At 43.4% G+C, this 18,522-nt stretch carries 19 protein-coding genes, 1 riboswitch and 2 other annotated features; of the genes, 15 read left to right on the top strand and 4 right to left on the bottom strand.

All coding sequences use genetic code 11. The features are described 5' to 3' along the window. Positions 1 to 5 precede the first annotated feature (5 nt). The 3 genes from PVE40_RS08350 to PVE40_RS08340 all read left to right on the top strand — a co-directional run bounded on the left by PVE40_RS08350 (position 6) and on the right by PVE40_RS08340 (position 4,093). On the top strand, positions 6 to 1,370 hold the full coding sequence (locus PVE40_RS08350) for an HD domain-containing protein (protein ID WP_274731442.1): 1,365 nt from the start codon (positions 6 to 8) through the stop codon (positions 1,368 to 1,370). Positions 1,371 to 1,538: 168 nt separating this feature from the next. Then, the gene (purB, locus tag PVE40_RS08345; RefSeq protein WP_274731441.1) at positions 1,539 to 2,837 is read left to right on the top strand and encodes an adenylosuccinate lyase; all 1,299 of its coding nucleotides are present in this window, start codon (positions 1,539 to 1,541) and stop codon (positions 2,835 to 2,837) included. Then, positions 2,834 to 4,093, top strand: a complete 1,260-nt coding sequence (locus PVE40_RS08340; RefSeq protein WP_274731440.1) for an adenylosuccinate synthase — start codon at positions 2,834 to 2,836, stop codon at positions 4,091 to 4,093. Before purB ends, PVE40_RS08340 begins: the two co-directional genes overlap by 4 nt. Before the next feature lie 40 nt (positions 4,094 to 4,133). On the opposite strand, the gene PVE40_RS08335 is transcribed toward PVE40_RS08340, so the two are convergent. Together PVE40_RS08335 and PVE40_RS08330 are read right to left on the bottom strand one after the other, a co-directional pair. After that, positions 4,134 to 4,676, bottom strand: coding sequence for a folate family ECF transporter S component (locus PVE40_RS08335; RefSeq protein WP_274731455.1), 543 nt, complete (start codon positions 4,674 to 4,676; stop codon positions 4,134 to 4,136). 45 nt (positions 4,677 to 4,721) lie between these two features. Continuing rightward, positions 4,722 to 4,888: riboswitch (THF riboswitch) on the bottom strand. Between the two features lie 59 nt (positions 4,889 to 4,947). Continuing rightward, positions 4,948 to 6,105, bottom strand: coding sequence for an aminotransferase class I/II-fold pyridoxal phosphate-dependent enzyme (locus PVE40_RS08330; RefSeq protein WP_274731439.1), 1,158 nt, complete (start codon positions 6,103 to 6,105; stop codon positions 4,948 to 4,950). A 324-nt stretch (positions 6,106 to 6,429) separates the two neighbouring features. Beyond that, positions 6,430 to 6,693: a binding site (T-box leader), on the top strand. 44 nt (positions 6,694 to 6,737) lie between these two features. Further along, positions 6,738 to 6,973 (top strand) — a binding site (T-box leader). A gap of 64 nt (positions 6,974 to 7,037) precedes the next feature. On the opposite strand from PVE40_RS08330, the gene PVE40_RS08325 reads away from it, so the two are divergent. The 9 genes from PVE40_RS08325 to PVE40_RS08285 all read left to right on the top strand — a co-directional run bounded on the left by PVE40_RS08325 (position 7,038) and on the right by PVE40_RS08285 (position 14,993). Beyond that, positions 7,038 to 8,114, top strand: coding sequence for a methionine ABC transporter ATP-binding protein (locus PVE40_RS08325; RefSeq protein ID WP_274731438.1), 1,077 nt, complete (start codon positions 7,038 to 7,040; stop codon positions 8,112 to 8,114). Continuing rightward, a complete protein-coding gene (locus PVE40_RS08320) occupies positions 8,114 to 8,791 on the top strand; it encodes a methionine ABC transporter permease (RefSeq protein ID WP_274731437.1) in 678 nt (225 codons plus the stop codon). Before PVE40_RS08325 ends, PVE40_RS08320 begins: the two co-directional genes overlap by 1 nt. Before the next feature lie 18 nt (positions 8,792 to 8,809). Beyond that, positions 8,810 to 9,631 (top strand): MetQ/NlpA family ABC transporter substrate-binding protein, encoded by an 822-nt coding sequence (locus PVE40_RS08315; RefSeq protein WP_274731436.1) that lies wholly within the window; start codon positions 8,810 to 8,812, stop codon positions 9,629 to 9,631. Positions 9,632 to 9,722: 91 nt separating this feature from the next. After that, positions 9,723 to 10,568 (top strand): MetQ/NlpA family ABC transporter substrate-binding protein, encoded by an 846-nt coding sequence (locus PVE40_RS08310; protein ID WP_274731435.1) that lies wholly within the window; start codon positions 9,723 to 9,725, stop codon positions 10,566 to 10,568. Between the two features lie 14 nt (positions 10,569 to 10,582). Continuing rightward, positions 10,583 to 11,773: an amidohydrolase gene (locus tag PVE40_RS08305; protein WP_274731434.1), complete on the top strand. Its 1,191-nt coding sequence runs from the start codon at positions 10,583 to 10,585 to the stop codon at positions 11,771 to 11,773. Between the two features lie 250 nt (positions 11,774 to 12,023). After that, on the top strand, positions 12,024 to 13,817 hold the full coding sequence (gene uidA / locus PVE40_RS08300) for a beta-glucuronidase (protein ID WP_274731433.1): 1,794 nt from the start codon (positions 12,024 to 12,026) through the stop codon (positions 13,815 to 13,817). Positions 13,818 to 13,884: 67 nt separating this feature from the next. Then, positions 13,885 to 14,289, top strand: coding sequence for a hypothetical protein (locus PVE40_RS08295; protein ID WP_274731432.1), 405 nt, complete (start codon positions 13,885 to 13,887; stop codon positions 14,287 to 14,289). A gap of 14 nt (positions 14,290 to 14,303) precedes the next feature. Beyond that, positions 14,304 to 14,576 (top strand): hypothetical protein, encoded by a 273-nt coding sequence (locus PVE40_RS08290; protein ID WP_274731431.1) that lies wholly within the window; start codon positions 14,304 to 14,306, stop codon positions 14,574 to 14,576. Between the two features lie 15 nt (positions 14,577 to 14,591). Further along, on the top strand, positions 14,592 to 14,993 hold the full coding sequence (locus PVE40_RS08285) for a hypothetical protein (protein ID WP_274731430.1): 402 nt from the start codon (positions 14,592 to 14,594) through the stop codon (positions 14,991 to 14,993). Positions 14,994 to 15,178: 185 nt separating this feature from the next. On the opposite strand, the gene PVE40_RS08280 is transcribed toward PVE40_RS08285, so the two are convergent. Together PVE40_RS08280 and PVE40_RS08275 are read right to left on the bottom strand one after the other, a co-directional pair. Further along, positions 15,179 to 15,826 (bottom strand): HD domain-containing protein, encoded by a 648-nt coding sequence (locus PVE40_RS08280; protein WP_274731429.1) that lies wholly within the window; start codon positions 15,824 to 15,826, stop codon positions 15,179 to 15,181. A 274-nt stretch (positions 15,827 to 16,100) separates the two neighbouring features. Continuing rightward, positions 16,101 to 16,301, bottom strand: coding sequence for a cold-shock protein (locus PVE40_RS08275; protein ID WP_076768310.1), 201 nt, complete (start codon positions 16,299 to 16,301; stop codon positions 16,101 to 16,103). Positions 16,302 to 16,801: 500 nt separating this feature from the next. Here PVE40_RS08275 and PVE40_RS08270 point away from each other — a divergent pair, with 500 nt between their 5' ends. The 3 genes from PVE40_RS08270 (at position 16,802) to PVE40_RS08260 (ending at position 18,263) form a co-directional block, all read left to right on the top strand. Continuing rightward, positions 16,802 to 17,044: a hypothetical protein gene (locus PVE40_RS08270; protein ID WP_274731428.1), complete on the top strand. Its 243-nt coding sequence runs from the start codon at positions 16,802 to 16,804 to the stop codon at positions 17,042 to 17,044. Positions 17,045 to 17,151: 107 nt separating this feature from the next. Further along, positions 17,152 to 17,916 carry a DUF2087 domain-containing protein gene (locus PVE40_RS08265; protein ID WP_274731427.1) on the top strand — a complete coding sequence of 255 codons (765 nt, stop codon included), beginning with the start codon at positions 17,152 to 17,154 and terminating at the stop codon, positions 17,914 to 17,916. Then, entirely contained in the window at positions 17,913 to 18,263 is a 351-nt protein-coding gene (locus PVE40_RS08260; protein WP_274731454.1) for a DUF6176 family protein, read from the top strand. Before PVE40_RS08265 ends, PVE40_RS08260 begins: the two co-directional genes overlap by 4 nt. Positions 18,264 to 18,522 lie beyond the last annotated feature (259 nt).

The following is an 18,522-nucleotide window of genomic DNA, read 5'->3' as shown; positions in this document are numbered from 1 at the left end:
GGGCAATGAAGACCTACTATAACGTAGAAATGTTACCCAAAGAAAAAGTATTCCGTGATCCCGTTCACGGGTATATTCACATCCAGCATCAAGTTGTTCTGGATCTTGTTAACACGAAAGAGTTCCAACGATTACGCCGCATTAAGCAGTTAGGCACATCTTCCTTTACCTTCCACGGTGCTGAACATTCCCGTTTCAATCACTCGCTTGGCGTGTATGAGATTGCTCGGCGCATTTGCGACAAGTTTGTCCGCAACTATCCAACGGTGGAACCGGGAGATGGGTTATGGGATGACAATGAGCGACTCGTCACCTTGTGTGCAGCCTTACTGCATGACTTGGGCCACGGTCCTTTTTCCCACACTTTTGAAAAGATCTTCGGAACGGATCATGAAGATTTGACGATTCAAATCATCACTTCTCCCGATACTGAAATCAATCAAGTATTGCGTGAAGTGGGACTAGACTTCCCGAACCAAGTGGCAGCTGTCATTGCCAAAACCTATCCCAATCCCCAAGTCGTTCAAATGATTTCCAGTCAGATTGATGCGGACCGAATGGATTACTTGTTGCGCGACGCTTATTATTCAGGTGTTACGTACGGGACGTTTGACTTAACACGCATCTTGCGAGTCATTCGCCCTGCCGAAAAGGGAATTATCTTCGAAAATTCCGGTATGCACGCGGTAGAAGATTATATTGTCAGCCGCTATCAAATGTATATGCAAGTTTACTTCCATCCGGTATCACGCGGGATGGAGATGGTGTTGTACCACTTAATGAAACGGGCCAAGGACATTTATCAAAATGACTTGCAGGAATTCCACCATAACGCAACTTTCTTGGAGCCTTTTTTCAACAACACATGGGAATTGAAGGACTATTTACGACTGGATGATGGCGTCTTGACGACTTACTTTAGTCATTGGCTAGATGATTCTGACCCGACGCTAAGTGATCTGGCTGGCCGATTCTTGCACCGTGCACCTTTCAAATCGGTACGTTTTGACCGGGAAAAAGACTGGCCGACCATTCAAGCAATGCAGTCCTTAATGGAAGAAATGGGCTACAACCCTAATTATTATATGTCGACCAACAACAGTTTCGACTTGCCTTATGACTTGTACCGCCCTCACAAAGCCGGCAGCAAAACGCAAATTGAGTTCATGGAGAAAAACGGGACCATTGTGGAACTCTCACAAGCCAGCTCCATCGTTTCAGCCTTGACGGGCAAGATGCGTGGCGACGAACGACTTTATTTCCCGCGCGAGATTACCCACGGCTTCTCGGAAGAAGGTATCAACTTATTTGATAACTTGGCGGAGCAGTTTAAGAGTTACATTGAAAATGATGAGATTATTACAGAGTAAATGAAGAGGTCGGGATATCATTCCCGCCTCTTTTTCTATGCCAAGAAGGTTCTATCCCACTCTTTATTAACAATTAATTTAATAAATAAAAATATATTGTTTCGTTATTTGTTTATTGTAGACTGCAATTAATTGCTATAAAATATGAAAGGTAGAAAGGGTGGTCATATGATCGAGAGGTATGCCTTAAGTCCCATAAAAGAGTTGTGGGATCTGGAAGCAAAGTATCGAAAATGGTTGGAAGTAGAGTTGGGTGTTATTTACGCCTATGAAGAATTGGGGATGTGCGAGCCTGGAACGCATGCAGCAGCAATAGCACATGCACACATTGATGTTACTGAAATTTTAGCAGAAGAAGAGATTGTTAATCATGACTTTATCGCCTTCATTAACTGTGTAACCCGTCCGATGGGAGATGAGGCGCGTTACTTCCATCTTGGTTTAACGAGTTCAGACGTGGAGGATACGGCGACAAGTTTGTTATTGCTGGACGCCTTGGAATTGATTTACACATCACTTGAACAATATCGCACTGTTCTTTATGAAAAAGCCGTGCAATACAAAGATACGATTACGATTGGCCGCACACACGGAATTCACGGTGAACCGACTAGCTTTGGCTTCAAGTTGTTGGGATACGTTTCAGAGTGTGACCGAAACTTGGAACGCCTAACCATTATTCGCGAGTCCCTGTCAGTCGGCACACTGTCCGGCGCTGTCGGAAATTATGCAAATATCAATCCTCAAGTAGAAGAAATCGCTCTTGCTCAATTCGGCTTGCGTCCGACTACAGTTGCGACCCAAGTCATTGCCCGCGACATCCACGCCGACTTTATCCATGGTTTGGCGATGATTGCGTCTTCTATCGAACGTATGGCCGTTGAAATTCGCCATTTACAAAAAACAGAAGTCTTGGAGGCACAAGAAGGATTCAAAAAAGGTCAGCGCGGTTCTTCCGCAATGCCGCATAAGAAAAATCCAATCTTGAGCGAGCGCCTGACCGGATTGTCGCGTATGGTTCGCGCCATGGTTCCGGTTGGTTATGAAAACATCATCCTCTGGCATGAGCGTGATATTTCCCACTCCTCAACCGAACGCTTTATTTTCCCGGATGCCACCCAGATTGTTTACTATATGACCGAAAAAGCACGCGAGTTAATCGGGCAACTCGTAGTCAACGAAGACCGGATGCTTGAAAATATAGCTGCTTCTTATGAGCTTGTTTACTCGCAGCGCGTCATGCTTGCCTTCATCGAAAAGGGCCATTCTAGAGAAATGAGCTACAAGCTGATGCAAAAAAATGCGATGCGTGCGTGGGATTACCGCGTCTCATTTAAGCAATGCTTGTTGGAAGATCCTGAGGTTACGGTCGTTTTCTCTCCTGCAGAGCTGGACGAGCTGTTTGACCCTACCTTTTACATCCGCAATATCGATACCGTCTATAGAAAGTTTGAGGATAAAGTATGAAAAAATTAGCAATCATCGGCGCTCAATGGGGCGACGAAGGAAAAGGCAAAATCGTCAACTACTTCTCCAGCCACTATGACTACATCATTCGCTTCTCTGGCGGTGCCAATGCCGGCCACACCATTTATTACAATGGGAAAAAATACGTCAATCACCTACTCCCTTCCATTTCGCCTGAAACAGAATCAATCGGGATTCTCTCTAAAGGGATGGCGCTTGATTTGGGACAAGTCATTGTCGAATTAGAAACGATGGAAACTGACTTTTCCGGCATTTCCAAACGTTTCATCATCGATGAAGAAGCATTCTTGGTACTGCCGTATCACAAAGAAGAAGACGCAATTCTAGAATCGATGCGCAAGAAACCAATCGGAACGACCAAAAAAGGCATGGGACCAAGCTTCGCTGATAAGGTGTCGCGCGAGAATATTCGTGTATGTGACTTATATGACCCAGAAACTCTATACGAACGCTTAGGAAACATTCTTTATTTGAAAAACAAAATTTATGGCGACAAACTAAACTGTGACGTGGATGCGGTCTACCAAGGCGTGCTCGAACAGTTTGCTACGTTGCGTCAAATGGGCGTGCAGTTTACTTCCGCTGCCTCTCTATATGAAGAACTACAATCCAAAAAAGTATTATTCGAAGGCGCGCAAGGAATCATGTTGGACATTGATTCCGGAACGTATCCGTATGTGACGAGCAGCCAGACTACTGCCCACGGTTCATTCACAGTCGATATGACTTTGACAGAAGAAGACACGGTCATGGGTGTGGTGAAGGCTTATACGACACGCGTTGGGGAAGGTGAATTCCCTACCGAATTACCAGAAGAAGAAGGCGAGGTTTTACGCCGTTTGGGTAATGAATTCGGCGCAACAACGGGACGCAATCGCCGGGTTGGATGGCTTGACTTGCCGCAACTACGCTACGCAATTCGCAAATCGAAGCTCAACTCCATTGTCATCACAAAAGGAGATATTTTGAACCAATATGATGAAGTAAAGGTTTGCGTTGCTTATGAAGTTGATGGAAAGACCGTTGACATGCCGTTTATCGCCAATGACTTCCGCCGCGCCAAACCTATTTACAAAACACTGCCTGGTTGGAACGACGTATTCGACTTAAACTTTTTGAAATACATCACCTTCATGGAACAGGAACTGGGCGTTGACGTGAGTTACGTCTCCTATGGTCCAAAAACAGAAGAAATGATGAGCAAAAAAGATTACATCATGCACATTCATGGGTAAATAAAAACCGTGCAAGGGAGCTCCCTTGCACGGTTTTTATTTATTTTTTCCACAGAATCGGATAGTCCTTCAATACGCGTTGAATCGGTTTATTTTTGGTAATCCAGTAGATAAGCGCGACATCAATTGGCAATGTGACGGCATTTTGTAGCAAGCGAACCGGCAATAAGGCCCAAAAGGCTTGATCATATAAAATGCGCAGCCATAAGGAATTTAAGCCTATGTTGACGAGCACCGTTACAGTCAAACAAGCGAATATAATTCGTTGCAGAGTGAGTGGTTTTTTGTACAGGATCAGCCCATAGAGGATGGCTGCTACCGCAGCGGAAATGGTGAAGCCGGGATGGAACGGAAATCCTCTTGAAAAAAGGAAGAATCCAATCAAATCGCCTAGCGCTCCTGCAATTCCTCCAACCCATGGTCCATACATCAATGCCATTAGAACCGTTGGAATAAACGTAAAACTGACTCGCACAAATTGCGTTTCAATTGCCAAAAAGCGGGTCATTACCACTTTCAAAGCAATCATTAACCCAATAACCGCAATATCGCGAGCGGTAAAAGAACGAGATGATTTCCTCATCACGAACAGCAACTCCTTCATAGAGCCGCTACAAGATTTTCATAATGCAGCGAATGCGAAAACCAAACCGCAAACAAGTAGAGCGGTTCTACCTTTCAGAACGCGTTTACGAAAGCAAAGCCTTCTAAACGGGATCCCTCACGCTCTTTGTTTTTCGTTCGGGGGCAACATCCCATCCCTCCGACACTTAACGCTTAATTTTCTACTCTGATTTTATTTCCCATATGGGATCATAGCTATTTTACGCGCTTCTTCGTTCTTTTACAACCCGTTACTTCGAAGCCACATACTTCCCGACACGGTTCATTGCTTCTTGAACGAGCTCTGTGCTGAGCGCAAAACTCATCCGCACATGCCCTTCTCCCCCAGCGCCGAAGAATCTTCCCGGAATCATCCCAACTTTCCCTTCTTTCGCTAATTCTCGGCAAAACGCTAAGTCATCTGTACCGAAAGCTGCCGGGATTTTAGCGAATACGTAGAATGCCCCTTTTGGCTCTGGTACCGAGAAGCCGGCTCCCGTTAATGCTGTTACGCAAATATCTCGGCGTTTCTCATATTCAACGCGCATCCGCTCCACATCATCCGCACTATTGCGGTATGCTTCTTCAGCCGCTGTATAAGATACCGTCACACCTGTTGTGACTGCTGTTTGGTGTGCTTTGAAAATAGGAGGAAGCCATTGCGCTTTTGCTGCTACGAAACCAACCCGCCATCCTGTCATGGCATAGGACTTAGAAGCTCCACTGATTAAAATCGTTTGGTCTGGTAAGAAGGAAGCAATCGAAACATGTTCCACACCATATGTTAATTCACTATAAATCTCATCGCTGATCACAAACATTTCATATTGCTTGATTGCTTCTGCCAGAGCCGTTAATTCTTCCCGTGTGTACGTTACACCTGTCGGATTGCTCGGATAATTCAGCACAATCGCTTTGACATTTTCTTGTTCCTTCATTACTTGGTGCAACCTGTCAGGAGTCAAGATAAAGCCGGTATCAGAAGTATCTACTTCCACCACTTCTCCATATGCTACTGTGGTTGCTTGTTTATATAATGGGAAAGAAGGAGTTGGCACAATGACTTTCTCGCCCGGATTCAAAACACCTAATAGAGCCGCATAAATCGCTTCGGTTGCACCAATCGTCATGACCACTTCTTTTTCTGGATCATATGAAAGCTGGTACCGCTTCTCTAAAAAGTCCGTAATCGCTTGGCGCACACCCATTGCTCCCATTGAGTGAGAATAGTGCGACTCATCTGCCTGGATGGCTTTTATTGCTGCCTCTTTTACATTCTCCGGCATGCCAAAGTCAGGTTCACCCATTGTCATCATGATGCAGTCATCGATGGAGCGAAACAGTTGATCAAATTCCCTGATTTTCGATTCTGTAATGAGTTCCATTTGCTTATTTGTGGTTAGAGCCATCTGTTTTCCTCCTACTTTTTCTTCTGTAATTATTAAAATGAGAATGTTCTAATGTTAAACTTCCCTTTTTCGGGAAAAATGTGAAGCTCAGAAATATTTTTTCTCTCATCTTCCCACTTTGAGTTGAAAGTGGGAAGCTCAGGATTTTTTCACAGCTGGTCTTCCCACTTTTACAGTGATGTATAAATAAAGATTAGAAAACTAATCGTTCTCTCATCTTCTTATTGTATCAATCCTCTTCCCTTTTTCCAAGATAATAGTAAAAGCTTCTTTTTTAAAATTATGGTTGACACAAAATGTGAAATTGGTTATAGTAAGCACATCGAAAACACGAAGAAGAGAAGAGTACTTCATGGATTCCTTTTCTAGAGAGCTTGGGTTGGTGAAAGCAAGCAAGGAAAAAGTGCAGGAAGATGGTCTCTGAGTGGCTTAGTCGAATGCGTAAGCTTTAGATTAAGACGGGAGCGCCCGTTATAGTGTGCCAGTATCAACCGTTGCAATGGACGGCGTACTGATGGAGGCAAAAACAGTGATGTTTTTGTAAACAAAGGTGGTAACACGAGATGAAACGCAACTCTCGTCCTTTCAACGCAGATTTTTTGTGTTGGCGGGACGAGATTTTTTATATTTAAACATATGCTAAGAAGAGGAAAGTACAGTTCGGGAAGTCTCACAGAGAGCTTGGATCGGTGGGAACAAGCAGACGGAACGACTGGAAAATGGCCTTGGAGCATCAAGGATGAGCGACGAGTAAGTTCTTGAAGGGTGCGCCCTTTAAAGCGCTGGAGTGATTCACTCCATAAGGGATTGTCCGCGAGGATGATTCGAATAAAGGTGGTAACACGATGCGCGCGCACTCGTCCTTTGCAAGCTTTCACAAAATGGAGCTGCAGGATGGGTGTTTTTATTTTACTAGAAATGAGGAACGAATGATGATTGACTTAAAAAATGTCTCGGTCACCTTCTGGGATGACAAGAAAAGAGAAATTAACGCGGTAAGAGAGGTCTCTCTCCACGTGGACCGCGGAGATGTGTATGGGATTGTCGGCTATAGTGGTGCTGGGAAGAGCACGCTGGTTCGAACGATTAATCTTTTGCAACGCCCTACCTCGGGCAAAGTAGTGGTGAACAACAAAGTAATTACAGATTTTAACAAAGAAGAATTGCGTGAAGCTCGAAAAAAAATTGGGATGATCTTCCAACACTTTAATTTGATGGCTTCTCGGACGATTTTCGATAATGTGGCCTTTCCACTGAAACGTTCGTCCTTAACGAAGAACGAAATTGCGGACAAAGTATTAGGACTCCTCGACTTGGTGGGCTTAGGTGATAAAGCGAATGCCTACCCTTCCCAACTATCCGGCGGTCAGAAGCAACGGGTCGCGATTGCGCGCTCCTTGGCAAATGACCCTGAGATTTTATTATGCGATGAAGCAACCAGTGCTCTGGACCCGAAAACGACTTCTTCTATTTTAGAATTATTGAAAAAGTTGAATAAGGACTTAAACTTGACGATTGTTATCATCACCCATGAGATGCAAGTGGTAAAAGAAATCTGCAACAAGGTAGCGGTAATGGAAGACGGCCGCGTCATTGAGAACGGATCGCTCCTTGATATCTTTACGAAACCGCAAAATCAGCTGACGAAAGACTTCATCAATACCGCAACTCATGTGGATCAAGGAATTGAAACAGTGATTGAGCATCCTACTCTCTTGAATCTAGAAGAAGATGACTTGCTGGTGAAACTTTCTTTCGTGGGTGGATCAACGGGTGAGCCGCTGATTGCTAGATTGAACAATGACTTCCAGGTACAAGGAAATATCCTTTTTGGGAACGTAGAAATTTTGCAAGACATGCCTGTAGGAACCTTGCTGCTCGTCTTTGCAGGAGCGCCAGACAATACGGCTGAAGCCATTCGTTACTTGAAAGAGAACGGTGTTTCCGTTGAAGTTATCGATCAAGCAGCCATCGCGGCACTTAAAAGCAAGAGAGGAGAAGAAGCGTAATGGATTTTATTAATGAATTACTGCCAAACGTGGCACCGATTTGGGATGAAGTATGGGAGAGCTTATTGCAAACTCTCTATATGACAACTTTCTCAGCCTTAATCGCAGGTGTATTGGGAATCATCCTCGGTATCATCTTATTGATTACTGACCATAATGGATTGACCCCAAACCCAACCCTTTATAATGTACTGGATAAATTAGTGAACGTCTTTCGGTCCTTGCCCTTCATCATCCTAGTAGCGTTGATTTATCCGTTTACCCGATTGGTTGTGGGATCCGCTATTGGGACGACCGCTTCCATCGTTCCGCTTGTCGTTTCAACGGTACCATTCTTTGCCCGGCAAATACAAAATGCCTTATTAGAAGTAGATCCGGGAGTTGTTGAGGCAGCGCAGGCAATGGGAACGAGCAATCTAGACATTATTTTCCGCGTTTACTTGAAAGAAGGATTGGCATCCATTATCCGTGTTTCTGCTGTCACCATCATCAATTTAATCGGTCTGACTGCGATGGCTGGAGCAATCGGCGGTGGCGGTTTAGGAAACCTAGCAATTTCTCGTGGTTATAATCGATTCCAAAACGACGTGATTCTCGTAGCAACAGTTTTAATCTTAATCATCGTTTTCATCAGCCAAGCGATTGGCAATTATCTGGTCAGAAAAAATACACACTAAAAATTGGAGGAATTTATCATGAATAAAAAAACAATTGGATTAACAGCAGGTTTGGCATTATTTCTGGCAGCATGTGGCGCATCCGGTGCCGGTGAAGAAGAATCGCAAGAAGTATCCGTTGGAGTAGTAAGTGAAGTGGAAGTGGAAGTATGGGAAGACGTGAAAGAGCGATTGGCAGAAGATGGCATTGAATTGACTATTGAACAATTTGGCGACTACGTGCAACCAAACTTAGCAGCTCAAACAGGCGATGTGGACATCAATGCTTTCCAACACGTAGCATTCCTAGACTCCTTTAACGCAGACAACGATGGAAGCTTAGTTCCAATTGGCTTCACCTATGTATCTCCACTTGGTCTGTACTCTGAAAAAGTAACAGACTACCAAGACTTGCCAGACGGCTCAGAAATTGCGATTCCAAATGACGTAACGAACGGCGGACGCGCACTTCTACTCCTACAATCCATCGAGTTGATTAAACTGGACGAAGCAGCAGGCACAGAGCCGACCGTCAGCGACATTACCGAAAATCCAAAAAATCTAGTGATTACCGAACTAGATGCAAGTCAAACGGCTCGTTCCCTTCCTGATGTGGATGCGGCAGTCATCAATACCAACTTCGCAACCGACTCTGGTCTTGTTCCAAGTGAAGATGCGCTGTTCTTGGATACGGACAATATTGCTGAAGTAAATGAAGTCTACAAAAACGTAATCGCAACACGCGAAGAAGATGCAGAAAATGAATTATATTTGAAAGTTGTCGCAGAATACCAAACAGAAGAAACCGCGCAATTGATTGAAGAACTCACAAGCGGTAATGACGTTCCAGCTTGGGAATAAGAATCATTAGGTAACAACCGGGGCTCTTGAGGTGTTGCAGCACGTCAAGGGGGAAGATCCCACTTAGTAAGAAAATAGGAGGAAAAAATAGATGAAGAAGAAAAGAATTTTCGGAGGTTTTGTTGCAGCAAGTGCTCTCTTTTTAGCAGCATGTGGTGGGGAGTCTGATACAACTGCGGCTGGTGAGAACGGAGAGCCGATTGAAGTAACCATTGGGGTAGTCGGCGAGGTGAATGAACCTTGGGACTATACGATTGAACAATTAAAAGAGAAAGAAAATATTGATGTAACACTAACCAAGTTTACTGATTACGCCACGCCAAACACGGCTTTGGCAGATGGTTCCATTGACTTGAACGCCTTCCAAACCGAAATTTTCTTGGATGAATACAATGAAAATGCCGGCGAGGATTTGACGGTCATCGGGTATACGGTAATGGCTCCACTCGGAATTTACTCTTTATCCATAAAAGACGTTGCGGACTTACCGGACGGTGCGGAAATTGGTATTCCAAATGACGGTTCCAACACCGGTCGTGCGTTAAACTTATTGCAGACAGCTGGGTTGATTGAAATTGATCCTGAAGCAGGACTGTTGCCAACACAAGAAGATATTGTTGCGAATCCACATAACTTTGTTTTCCATGAATTGGATTCCTCGCAAACGGCCCGTGCATTAGAAGATTTAGATGCATCGGTTGTAAATAGCGGAATGGCTGTAGATGCTGGTTTTATTCCAACGGAGGATGCGATATTCCTTGAACCTGTTACAGAAGAATCTGCGCCTTACTACAACACCATTGTTGCTCGGCCAGAAGAAGCGGATAACGAAGTGTACCAAACCATCGTTGAATACTACCAATCAGAAGGAACTGCGGAAGTTATTGAAGAATCTTCTAAAGGTTCGAGCATTCCAATCTGGGATGAAGCCAAATAACAAGGAGGAATTTCATGTCTACCCTTACCCAACAATCCATTCATGAACAAGTAGCGGCACAAGAGGAATATATTGTTTCCTTAAGACGCCACTTCCATCAACATCCTGAAGTCAGCTTAAAAGAATACAAAACCATTCAACGGATCCGAGAAGAGTTAGAAGAAATAGGGATTCCTTATGTGAATGTCGGAGAAACCGGTGTGCTAGCTACTTTAGAAGGCGGCAAAGGACCGGGACCAAAGCTCTTGCTGCGTGCCGACATTGACGCCTTGCCGATGGACGATCGGACCGGAACACCCTATGCATCCGTACATCCTGGCGTTAACCATGCATGTGGCCACGACGGTCACGCATCTGCCCTGCTTGGCGCAGCGAAAGTGTTAAAGGAACGGACTGCAGATTTCGCTGGAACCATTGTTCTTGCCTTCCAACCTGCTGAAGAAATTGGAGCAGGCGCACGTCAATTCGTCCGCGGCGGCTTCGTCGATGATGTGGATCATGTCTTTGGAATTCACCTCAGCTCGCGGAATCCGCTTGGTAAAATTATCGCAACGCCTGGTCCAAGCAATGCATCTTGTGATATCTTCAAGATCACGGTTCATGGAAAGAGCGGCCATGTGTCGAATCCTGATCAAGGCCGTGATGCATTGGTTAGTGCAGCAGCGATTGTCACGGAGCTTCAAACCATCGTAGCTCGCGAAGTAAAACCAAGCGACGAAGTGGTTGTCGGCATTGGTGTCCTGCGCGCTGGAACCAACTATAATATTATCGCCAATGAAGCGACGATTGAAGGAACTGTACGAACCTTTGACCCGGCCGTCCGCCAACAAGTATTAGAAGCAGTCGAACGCATCGCCCGTCTAACTGCTGAAGCGCACCGCACATCGATTGAGTTTTCTAACTACGATGCTGCCGCCCCTTTGATTAACGACGAGCGCGCTGCCGAGCATGCATTCCAAGCCGCCGCAAAAATTGTAGGCGCAGAAAACATCATCACCAATGCACCAAAAAGCATGGGCGCCGATGACTTTGCCGATTTCCTTGCTGTTGCACCAGGGATCTACTGCTTTGTCGGTACCCAAAGCAGCGAACAAACCGCATTCAACCACCATCATGAGCAATTTGATATTGATGAAAAAGGTTTGCTGCATGCAGCCGAGTTGCATGTGACTTACGCCTTGGATTACTTGGAAAATCCATTTTAATTCAAGTTGAATATTCCCAACCGTGCAAGTGAGCCAATTTTTTTGACTCACTTGCACGGTTTTTGCGATTTTGGTACAAGTGAGTGTTATTTTTAAGGCTCACTTGTCCACTTTTGGCAATAATGGTATGAGTGGGACTTTTTTTGAGGCTCACTTGCACGTTTTGACTCGAAATGTTTGTATTTGTGAATCCTCGGCATCCGCGGTACACTACAATTAATGATAACTACTCACTTTAGGAGGATGAATGATGTTGTACCCAACTCTAACCGATACGCGCAGCTTGATTGACCTAAGCGGTGTATGGAAATTTTATTTGGATGATGGCTCTAAGGATGTCGCGATAGATCAACCTCTGGAAACTACTGATTTGATGGCTGTTCCCGGCTCTTTCAATGATCAAGGGGTGCTTTCAAAAATCCGTAATCATGCTGGCACGATTTGGTATGAACGCGAGTTTTCGATTCCACAAACGTTATTAAGTGAGCGTCTGGTTCTACGCTTTGGTTCCGCGACGCATCAAGCCACTGTCTATGTGAATGGCCAGAAAGTGGTGGAACATAAAGGCGGCTTCCTGCCGTTTGAAGCAGAAATAAACGGGGTCATCCAGCGCCGTAAAAACCGTTTGCTGGTGGAAGTCAGTACCCTTTTGGACTACACAACATTGCCAGTAGGAAACCATACGCAATCAACGGATGAACATGGACGCACCATCCATCATGTAGATGAGAACTTCGACTTCTTCAACTATGCGGGTCTGCATCGTCCTGTCAAAATTTATTCCACGCCACAAACGTACATAGAAGACATCGTGTTAGCCCCATCTGTAAACGGTGAGGATGCTTCCGTTCAGACTTCTGTTCAAGTAGTTGGCGATTACGACCAAGTGATGATTTCTATTTTAGATGAAGATGGAAACAAAGTTGCTGGCGCCGACACGCCAGAAGCCACAATCACGATTGAACAAGCTCATTTGTGGGAACCAATGAACGCTTATCTTTATACCGCTCACGTAGAAGTTGTAAAAGAAGGCGAAGTCATCGATGAGTACGATGAGCCATTTGGAATCCGCACAGTTGAAGTTAAAGAAGGACAATTCTTCATTAATCAGAAGCCGTTCTACTTCAAAGGCTTCGGCAAGCACGAAGATACCTACTACAACGGTCGCGGATTGAATGAAACAGCGAATGTGATGGACTTGAACCTGTTCAAGTGGATTGGCGCGAACTCTTTCCGTACCTCGCATTATCCTTATTCAGAAGAAATGATGCGGCTGGCTGACCGGATGGGGATTGTTGTCATCGATGAAGTTCCTGCGGTCGGATTATTCTCTGGATTCTCGGCCCTTTTAACGAGCGGCTCTGATGTGAAAAACACATGGGATGAGATGAAAACTCATGAAGCACACGAACAAGCCATCCGCGAATTGATTCAGCGGGACAAAAATCATGCGGCAGTTGTCATGTGGGTGATTGCCAACGAACCGGCTTCCCATCAAGATGGTGCACACGAATACTTCGAGCCTCTCGTCCATCTGGCAAAAGAGTTAGACCCGCAAAAACGGCCTACCACCATCGTCAACATTATGTTTGCTCTGCCAGATGTGGATCAAGTGCTAGATTTAGTAGATGTCGTTTCACTTAATCGTTACTACGGTTGGTACTTAAACAGCGGCGATTTACAAACGGCAGAGAAAGCATTGCGTGCAGAAATTGAAGCATGGATCAAAAAGCATCCAGAAAAACCAATTCTTTTCACCGAATACGGTGCCGATACAGTAGCCGGCTTCCATGCCATTGACGATATTCCGTTCACAGAAGAATATCAAGTGCGCTACTACGAAATGTACCACCGCGTCTTTGATGAATTCAAACAAGTAACCGGTGAACAAGTTTGGAACTTTGCTGATTTTGAAACCAAGGTTGGAACCGCCCGTGTCCAAGGAAATAAAAAAGGGATTTTCACACGCGAACGCCAACCAAAAATGCTTGCCCACGAATTAAGAAAACGTTGGACCAGCATTCCAGATTACGATTACAAATAAAAAGAAATGAGCTTGAAGAGTCGCTTCTTCAAGCTCATTTCTTTTTAAATGAACGCTTCCACTACTTGTGAACTATGCTACAATAATGGAGGTGTTCGCTATTGATGCAAGGACGAAAGATGTTGCCTTAGAAGACCTCGTACTCGTATCGAATGGGAAGGAAATTTATATCCAGCCCACCTATCATCTTTTTTCCATTGAAAAGCTAAACCCTGCTGAATCACCACATGTATCTGCTGCCTCTTTTACGATTTATAACAAAGAAAAAGAACAAATTTATTCAGCTACCATTGGCAGTAATCAAGAGGGCGTGCTTGATACCCGCACATCGCAACTCGATGGCGATTTAGTTGGCGCCGTATCTGAAGTTAGGAGTATAGAAGACGGCGAGACCCTTTATGTACACTTCTCCTACGAAAAAGAACAGACAAATGTAGAAGAAGAAATCGAAGTAAAATTGGTGAAGAGATAAAAGGAGTGATCGAAATGTCAACGGTCAAGAAGTATGCTTACTTAACTTATTTACTTATTCTTTTAGGCTTAGGTGTTTTGGAATTCAACAAAATCATCCACATCACTTCCTATATCAATTGGTTCATTGGTATTTTAATCGCGGTTCAACTCTTCACTACGATTCCGTTGTCTACTTACCCTTTCACTACCGTGAAGTCAATCGAACGACTTAAAAATCCTGTCATGAAACCTCTCGCTTTCTTTAGCATTCTTGTTCCGGCCATTCTTTTTCTCATACTGACATAAGGAAAGGGGAAAATCATGATTCGTGTGATCGTCATCATCATAAATATTTTTTTAGGGTTACGAATCATAACAGGAGTAAGTAATTTTGACTTTGCCGGATTTGGGACTGCTCTTTACTATACAATCATTGTGCTCTCTATCTTATTTTTCCTTTATCAAATTTTCCAGGCACGAAAGAAGGAAAGTAAAAAAGCGGCTGTCTCTTCCGTCCTCAGTATTTTATTCATCTTAGGTGGAATCGCTGTTTCACCATTTGTTGTTATCTACTTCTTGAATCATGTAGGGACAGAAGCGCAAGCGCAAAAAATAATAAACGCTTTTCTCGTAACAGGATGGTCTTTGCTGAATTTGGGGCTATGGATTGCTTTTCTTCGCTGGTTGTTTAGATTTCTATCAAAAGATAAATCTAAAATGTGACTCTTCCAAAAAGGAGGCTAGGGAAAATCCCTAGCCTCTTTCCTGTATACGAATGTCTGCCCCGTAAACGTGCTTCAAAAGGCAATTCCGACGTCACTTTGTCACGATTGTTGCTGCTTTAGCTGCTTACGGATATGGGATGCGTTAGAAGATTCGGGTCTAAAGGCCTTTTGGAGCACTCTCTTTTATACTTCCCCTCTTATTTCCCTCGCCAATTGTTCGAGGTACTTCTTCATGAATTCTGTTCTACTCTTCGCTAGTTTTTTCCCAGTTTCCGTATTCATCGAGTCTTCCAAACGCAGCAGTTTCTCATAAAAATGGTTCACCACATTTGTTGATTTGCGGTACGACTTTTCATCTAAGTCCTCTGCCTGGATCGGTGCGGTCTCATCATACATCGCATGCCCTTTTGAACCGCCGTAATAGAAGGTCCGGGCAATGCCGATTGCGCCAATCGCATCAATGCGGTCTGCATCTTGGACCACCTTGCCAATTTTTGTGAGCTTACGCTTCTTCGTTAAATTTTTTGAATAAGACATATTTTCAATCGTGTCTTCGATGATATCAATTTCTTCAGCTGTCGCACCACTTTCCTGCAGGATGCTCCTCACTTCTTGTTTCGCCTTCTCCACATCATCAAACAATTTTTCATCAATCACATCGTGCAGCAAAACAGCTGCTCGGATGATGGTAATTTCCTCTAGCGCCATCTTTTCTTGTTCCGCAATTTTCAGGGCCACATTTTCAACGCGTCTGACATGGTTCAGGTCATGTCCGGTTGTGTCTTGACCCAACTTCCCTTCTACAAAAAGGGTAATTCGTTCTAATTCCATTGATTGTTCTCCTTTTTCATACGTCCCCTTTATCATAGCATTCCGCAAAAAAAATAGTATGCTAGAAATACACAAAGGGGAAAACGTAATCCTTGAACAAAGAAAATCCCTACCGCTTTCTAAATCTGAAGGCGGTAGAGATTTTGTCCTTTTAAATGAGACAGTGAACCAAAAATAAAAATCACAATAAAACAATCAGAATTCTGATTATTTCATTATGATTTTTTTATTTGAGGCTAGTCTTTCCTAGCCTCTTGATAAGTTAAATTTTAAATTATGCTTTGTGAACGTTAACTGCTTGTGGTCCACGGTTACCTTGTTCTACTTCAAAAGTAACTGCTTGTCCTTCGTCTAAAGATTTGAATCCTTCAGATTGGATCGCTGAGAAGTGTACAAACACGTCATCTGAACCTTCACATTCGATAAAACCAAAGCCTTTTTCTGCGTTAAACCATTTTACTGTACCGTTATTCATAATGATATTCCTCCGTTGTGCTTTTTGCACGTTATATTATAATACTTCGTTCAAAAAAAGAGAGAATTAATCATATACATGAATAACATACAATCTTATTTCGTTAACAAAACTACTACAGTAATAACTATAGCCCTTATTTCGACATAAGTAAAGGGCTAAAGGGTATTTATTCCACTTTTAGTAGTAAACCGCATTTATTTTGACACATTTGGTCTTTCGATAATTTCGATAATGACGAATACTTCGTTCAAAGTTGTCATTGATTCTGAAGAAATGAGTACTTTACGATCACGGATGGATACAAGAACGGAATCATTACAGAGGAGCGGCTGAATCATACATCACATTGGTAAAAGATACGCAGAATATGCTGCCCTTATGTCCGGAGAAGCATCGCCGCATTCAACTCATTTTTATTGAAGGAGACGGACTCTGATAAGACAAAGAAAACGCTGATAGACGGATTAGAGAAAGAAGGATTTGAAATAGAAGAATTTGTGGCTACGGACATCATGGCCGCCCAACAACCTTGGTATGTAAAAGAAGTTCCTACTGCCTTCATTAGTCTAAACTTGACGAACCACTTAGTCGATTTAACCATGAGCCGAACATATATCAATGCTCATATGGATCACGAAGAGGCAGTTGACGTGTTGATTCAAAAGTTAGTTGGCAAGAGCGAATTCAAAGGACGGGTAAACAAAAACGTTTGGTGCAATCGGTGGGATACTAAACTCTAATTAAAAAAGTAGCTTCTTTAAACGGAAGCTACTTTTTTATTGGAATATATTAGACAATACTATATAATGTTTATAAATAAGCAAACAAATTGGAGGTTTATTTACAAATGTCAGATGAAGATTATTTTTGGGATGCAGAGATTGATGAGCTGACGCAGGGTTATTTTTACCATGAAACGAACGATGAATATGTCTGCTTACTATGCAACGAGCGATTTGAGAATGGCGTCATTTTCCCCATTGAAGGGAAACTATATGACGCTCGTAAAACGGTTCGTCACCACATTCAACGAGCACATACTTCTGTATTTGATTATTTACTGCAGATGGATAAAAAGTATACCGGAATCACCGCACATCAAAAAGAACTGCTTCATTATTTTGAAAAAGGTTTAACCGACAAAGAAATTGTTGCGGAGATGAATGGTGGCAGTGCCTCTACAATCCGCACACATCGTTTTAAGTTGAAAGAGAAAGAAAAGCAGGCAAAGGTTTTTCTGGCTTTGATGACGCTTTTGGAGAACAAGAAAGAAAATAAAAAGAGTGCGGATTTCATTGATTTCCACAAGGGGGCAACCATGATTGATGAACGCTATGCCATAACGGAAGAAGAAAAGGAAAAAGTCTTGTCTACTTATTTCAAAGAAGGACTAGATGGAAAGATCGACACCTTCCCAAGCAAAGAGAAGCGGAAACTTATTGTTTTACAGAATATTATCCGGCGATTCGAACCGAACAAAACCTACTCTGAAAAAGAAGTCAACGAGATACTGAAAACCGTTTATGCAGACTTCGTGACTATCAGAAGATACCTGATTGAGTATGGATTTATGGACCGAACACCAGAAGGGACAGCATATTGGATCAAATAAATGTAGAATTAACTCGATTTAAGGTAAAGAGCGGCAAGACCCAGAAAGTTGATGAGTGGTTAACCTTCTTGAATGAGAACATACACGATGTGTTGGTGACCTTAGAAGGCGAAAAAACGTATGTCGAAACAATCTTCCGTGAAATCTTGGACGGGAATGAATACTTGTATTGGTATTCCGTTCAAGGAACTGGCGGACAAGATGTAGAAACGTCTGCGCATTGGATTGATCAAAAGCATATGGAATATTGGGAGGAATGTATTGATCCAACCTATCGCCCCGTTGATTTAACAACAGAAGTCGTTATGATTCCTGAAAAGGTGAGAGGCACCATGAGGGAAATATAATGCGACCGGAAAGAGAGGCTGGGACAAAAGTCCCAGCCTCTCTTCTACATACGAATATTTGCTCCGTAAACGTGCTCCAAAAGACAGCTCCGACGTCACTTTGTCATGATTGTTGCTGCTTCAGCAGCTTACAAGCATGATACACTTGGGCGTTAGCCCACAGTGCTTCCGGAATAATGAGTCTGGGACAAAACCAGAAAAATGAATAAAGAAATAGCTCTCGCAGATCCCTTTTGGGGTGGCGAGAGCCATTTTTTTG

This window comes from Jeotgalibaca caeni, assembly GCF_028863945.1.
GTDB lineage: Bacteria > Bacillota > Bacilli > Lactobacillales > Aerococcaceae > Jeotgalibaca > Jeotgalibaca caeni.
Note: the sequence above shows the minus strand (reverse complement) of the source record. Positions and strands in the feature narration are given on the sequence as shown.

Bases quoted from the DNA above. Each gene is read 5' to 3' on its own strand.
- PVE40_RS08350 (WP_274731442.1), top strand. From the start codon at position 6: ATGAAGACCTACTATAACGTAGAAATGTTACCCAAAGAAAAAGTATTC.
- PVE40_RS08340 (WP_274731440.1), top strand. From the start codon at position 2,834: ATGAAAAAATTAGCAATCATCGGCGCTCAATGGGGCGACGAAGGAAAA.
- PVE40_RS08315 (WP_274731436.1), top strand. From the start codon at position 8,810: ATGAATAAAAAAACAATTGGATTAACAGCAGGTTTGGCATTATTTCTG.
- PVE40_RS08310 (WP_274731435.1), top strand. From the start codon at position 9,723: ATGAAGAAGAAAAGAATTTTCGGAGGTTTTGTTGCAGCAAGTGCTCTC.
- PVE40_RS08335 (WP_274731455.1), bottom strand. From the start codon at position 4,676: ATGAGGAAATCATCTCGTTCTTTTACCGCTCGCGATATTGCGGTTATT.
- PVE40_RS08330 (WP_274731439.1), bottom strand. From the start codon at position 6,105: ATGGCTCTAACCACAAATAAGCAAATGGAACTCATTACAGAATCGAAA.
- PVE40_RS08305 (WP_274731434.1), top strand. From the start codon at position 10,583: ATGTCTACCCTTACCCAACAATCCATTCATGAACAAGTAGCGGCACAA.
- purB (WP_274731441.1), top strand. From the start codon at position 1,539: ATGATCGAGAGGTATGCCTTAAGTCCCATAAAAGAGTTGTGGGATCTG.
- PVE40_RS08290 (WP_274731431.1), top strand. From the start codon at position 14,304: ATGTCAACGGTCAAGAAGTATGCTTACTTAACTTATTTACTTATTCTT.
- PVE40_RS08320 (WP_274731437.1), top strand. From the start codon at position 8,114: ATGGATTTTATTAATGAATTACTGCCAAACGTGGCACCGATTTGGGAT.
- PVE40_RS08265 (WP_274731427.1), top strand. From the start codon at position 17,152: ATGTCAGATGAAGATTATTTTTGGGATGCAGAGATTGATGAGCTGACG.
- uidA (WP_274731433.1), top strand. From the start codon at position 12,024: ATGTTGTACCCAACTCTAACCGATACGCGCAGCTTGATTGACCTAAGC.
- PVE40_RS08325 (WP_274731438.1), top strand. From the start codon at position 7,038: ATGATTGACTTAAAAAATGTCTCGGTCACCTTCTGGGATGACAAGAAA.
- PVE40_RS08275 (WP_076768310.1), bottom strand. From the start codon at position 16,301: ATGAATAACGGTACAGTAAAATGGTTTAACGCAGAAAAAGGCTTTGGT.
- PVE40_RS08285 (WP_274731430.1), top strand. From the start codon at position 14,592: ATGATTCGTGTGATCGTCATCATCATAAATATTTTTTTAGGGTTACGA.
- PVE40_RS08280 (WP_274731429.1), bottom strand. From the start codon at position 15,826: ATGGAATTAGAACGAATTACCCTTTTTGTAGAAGGGAAGTTGGGTCAA.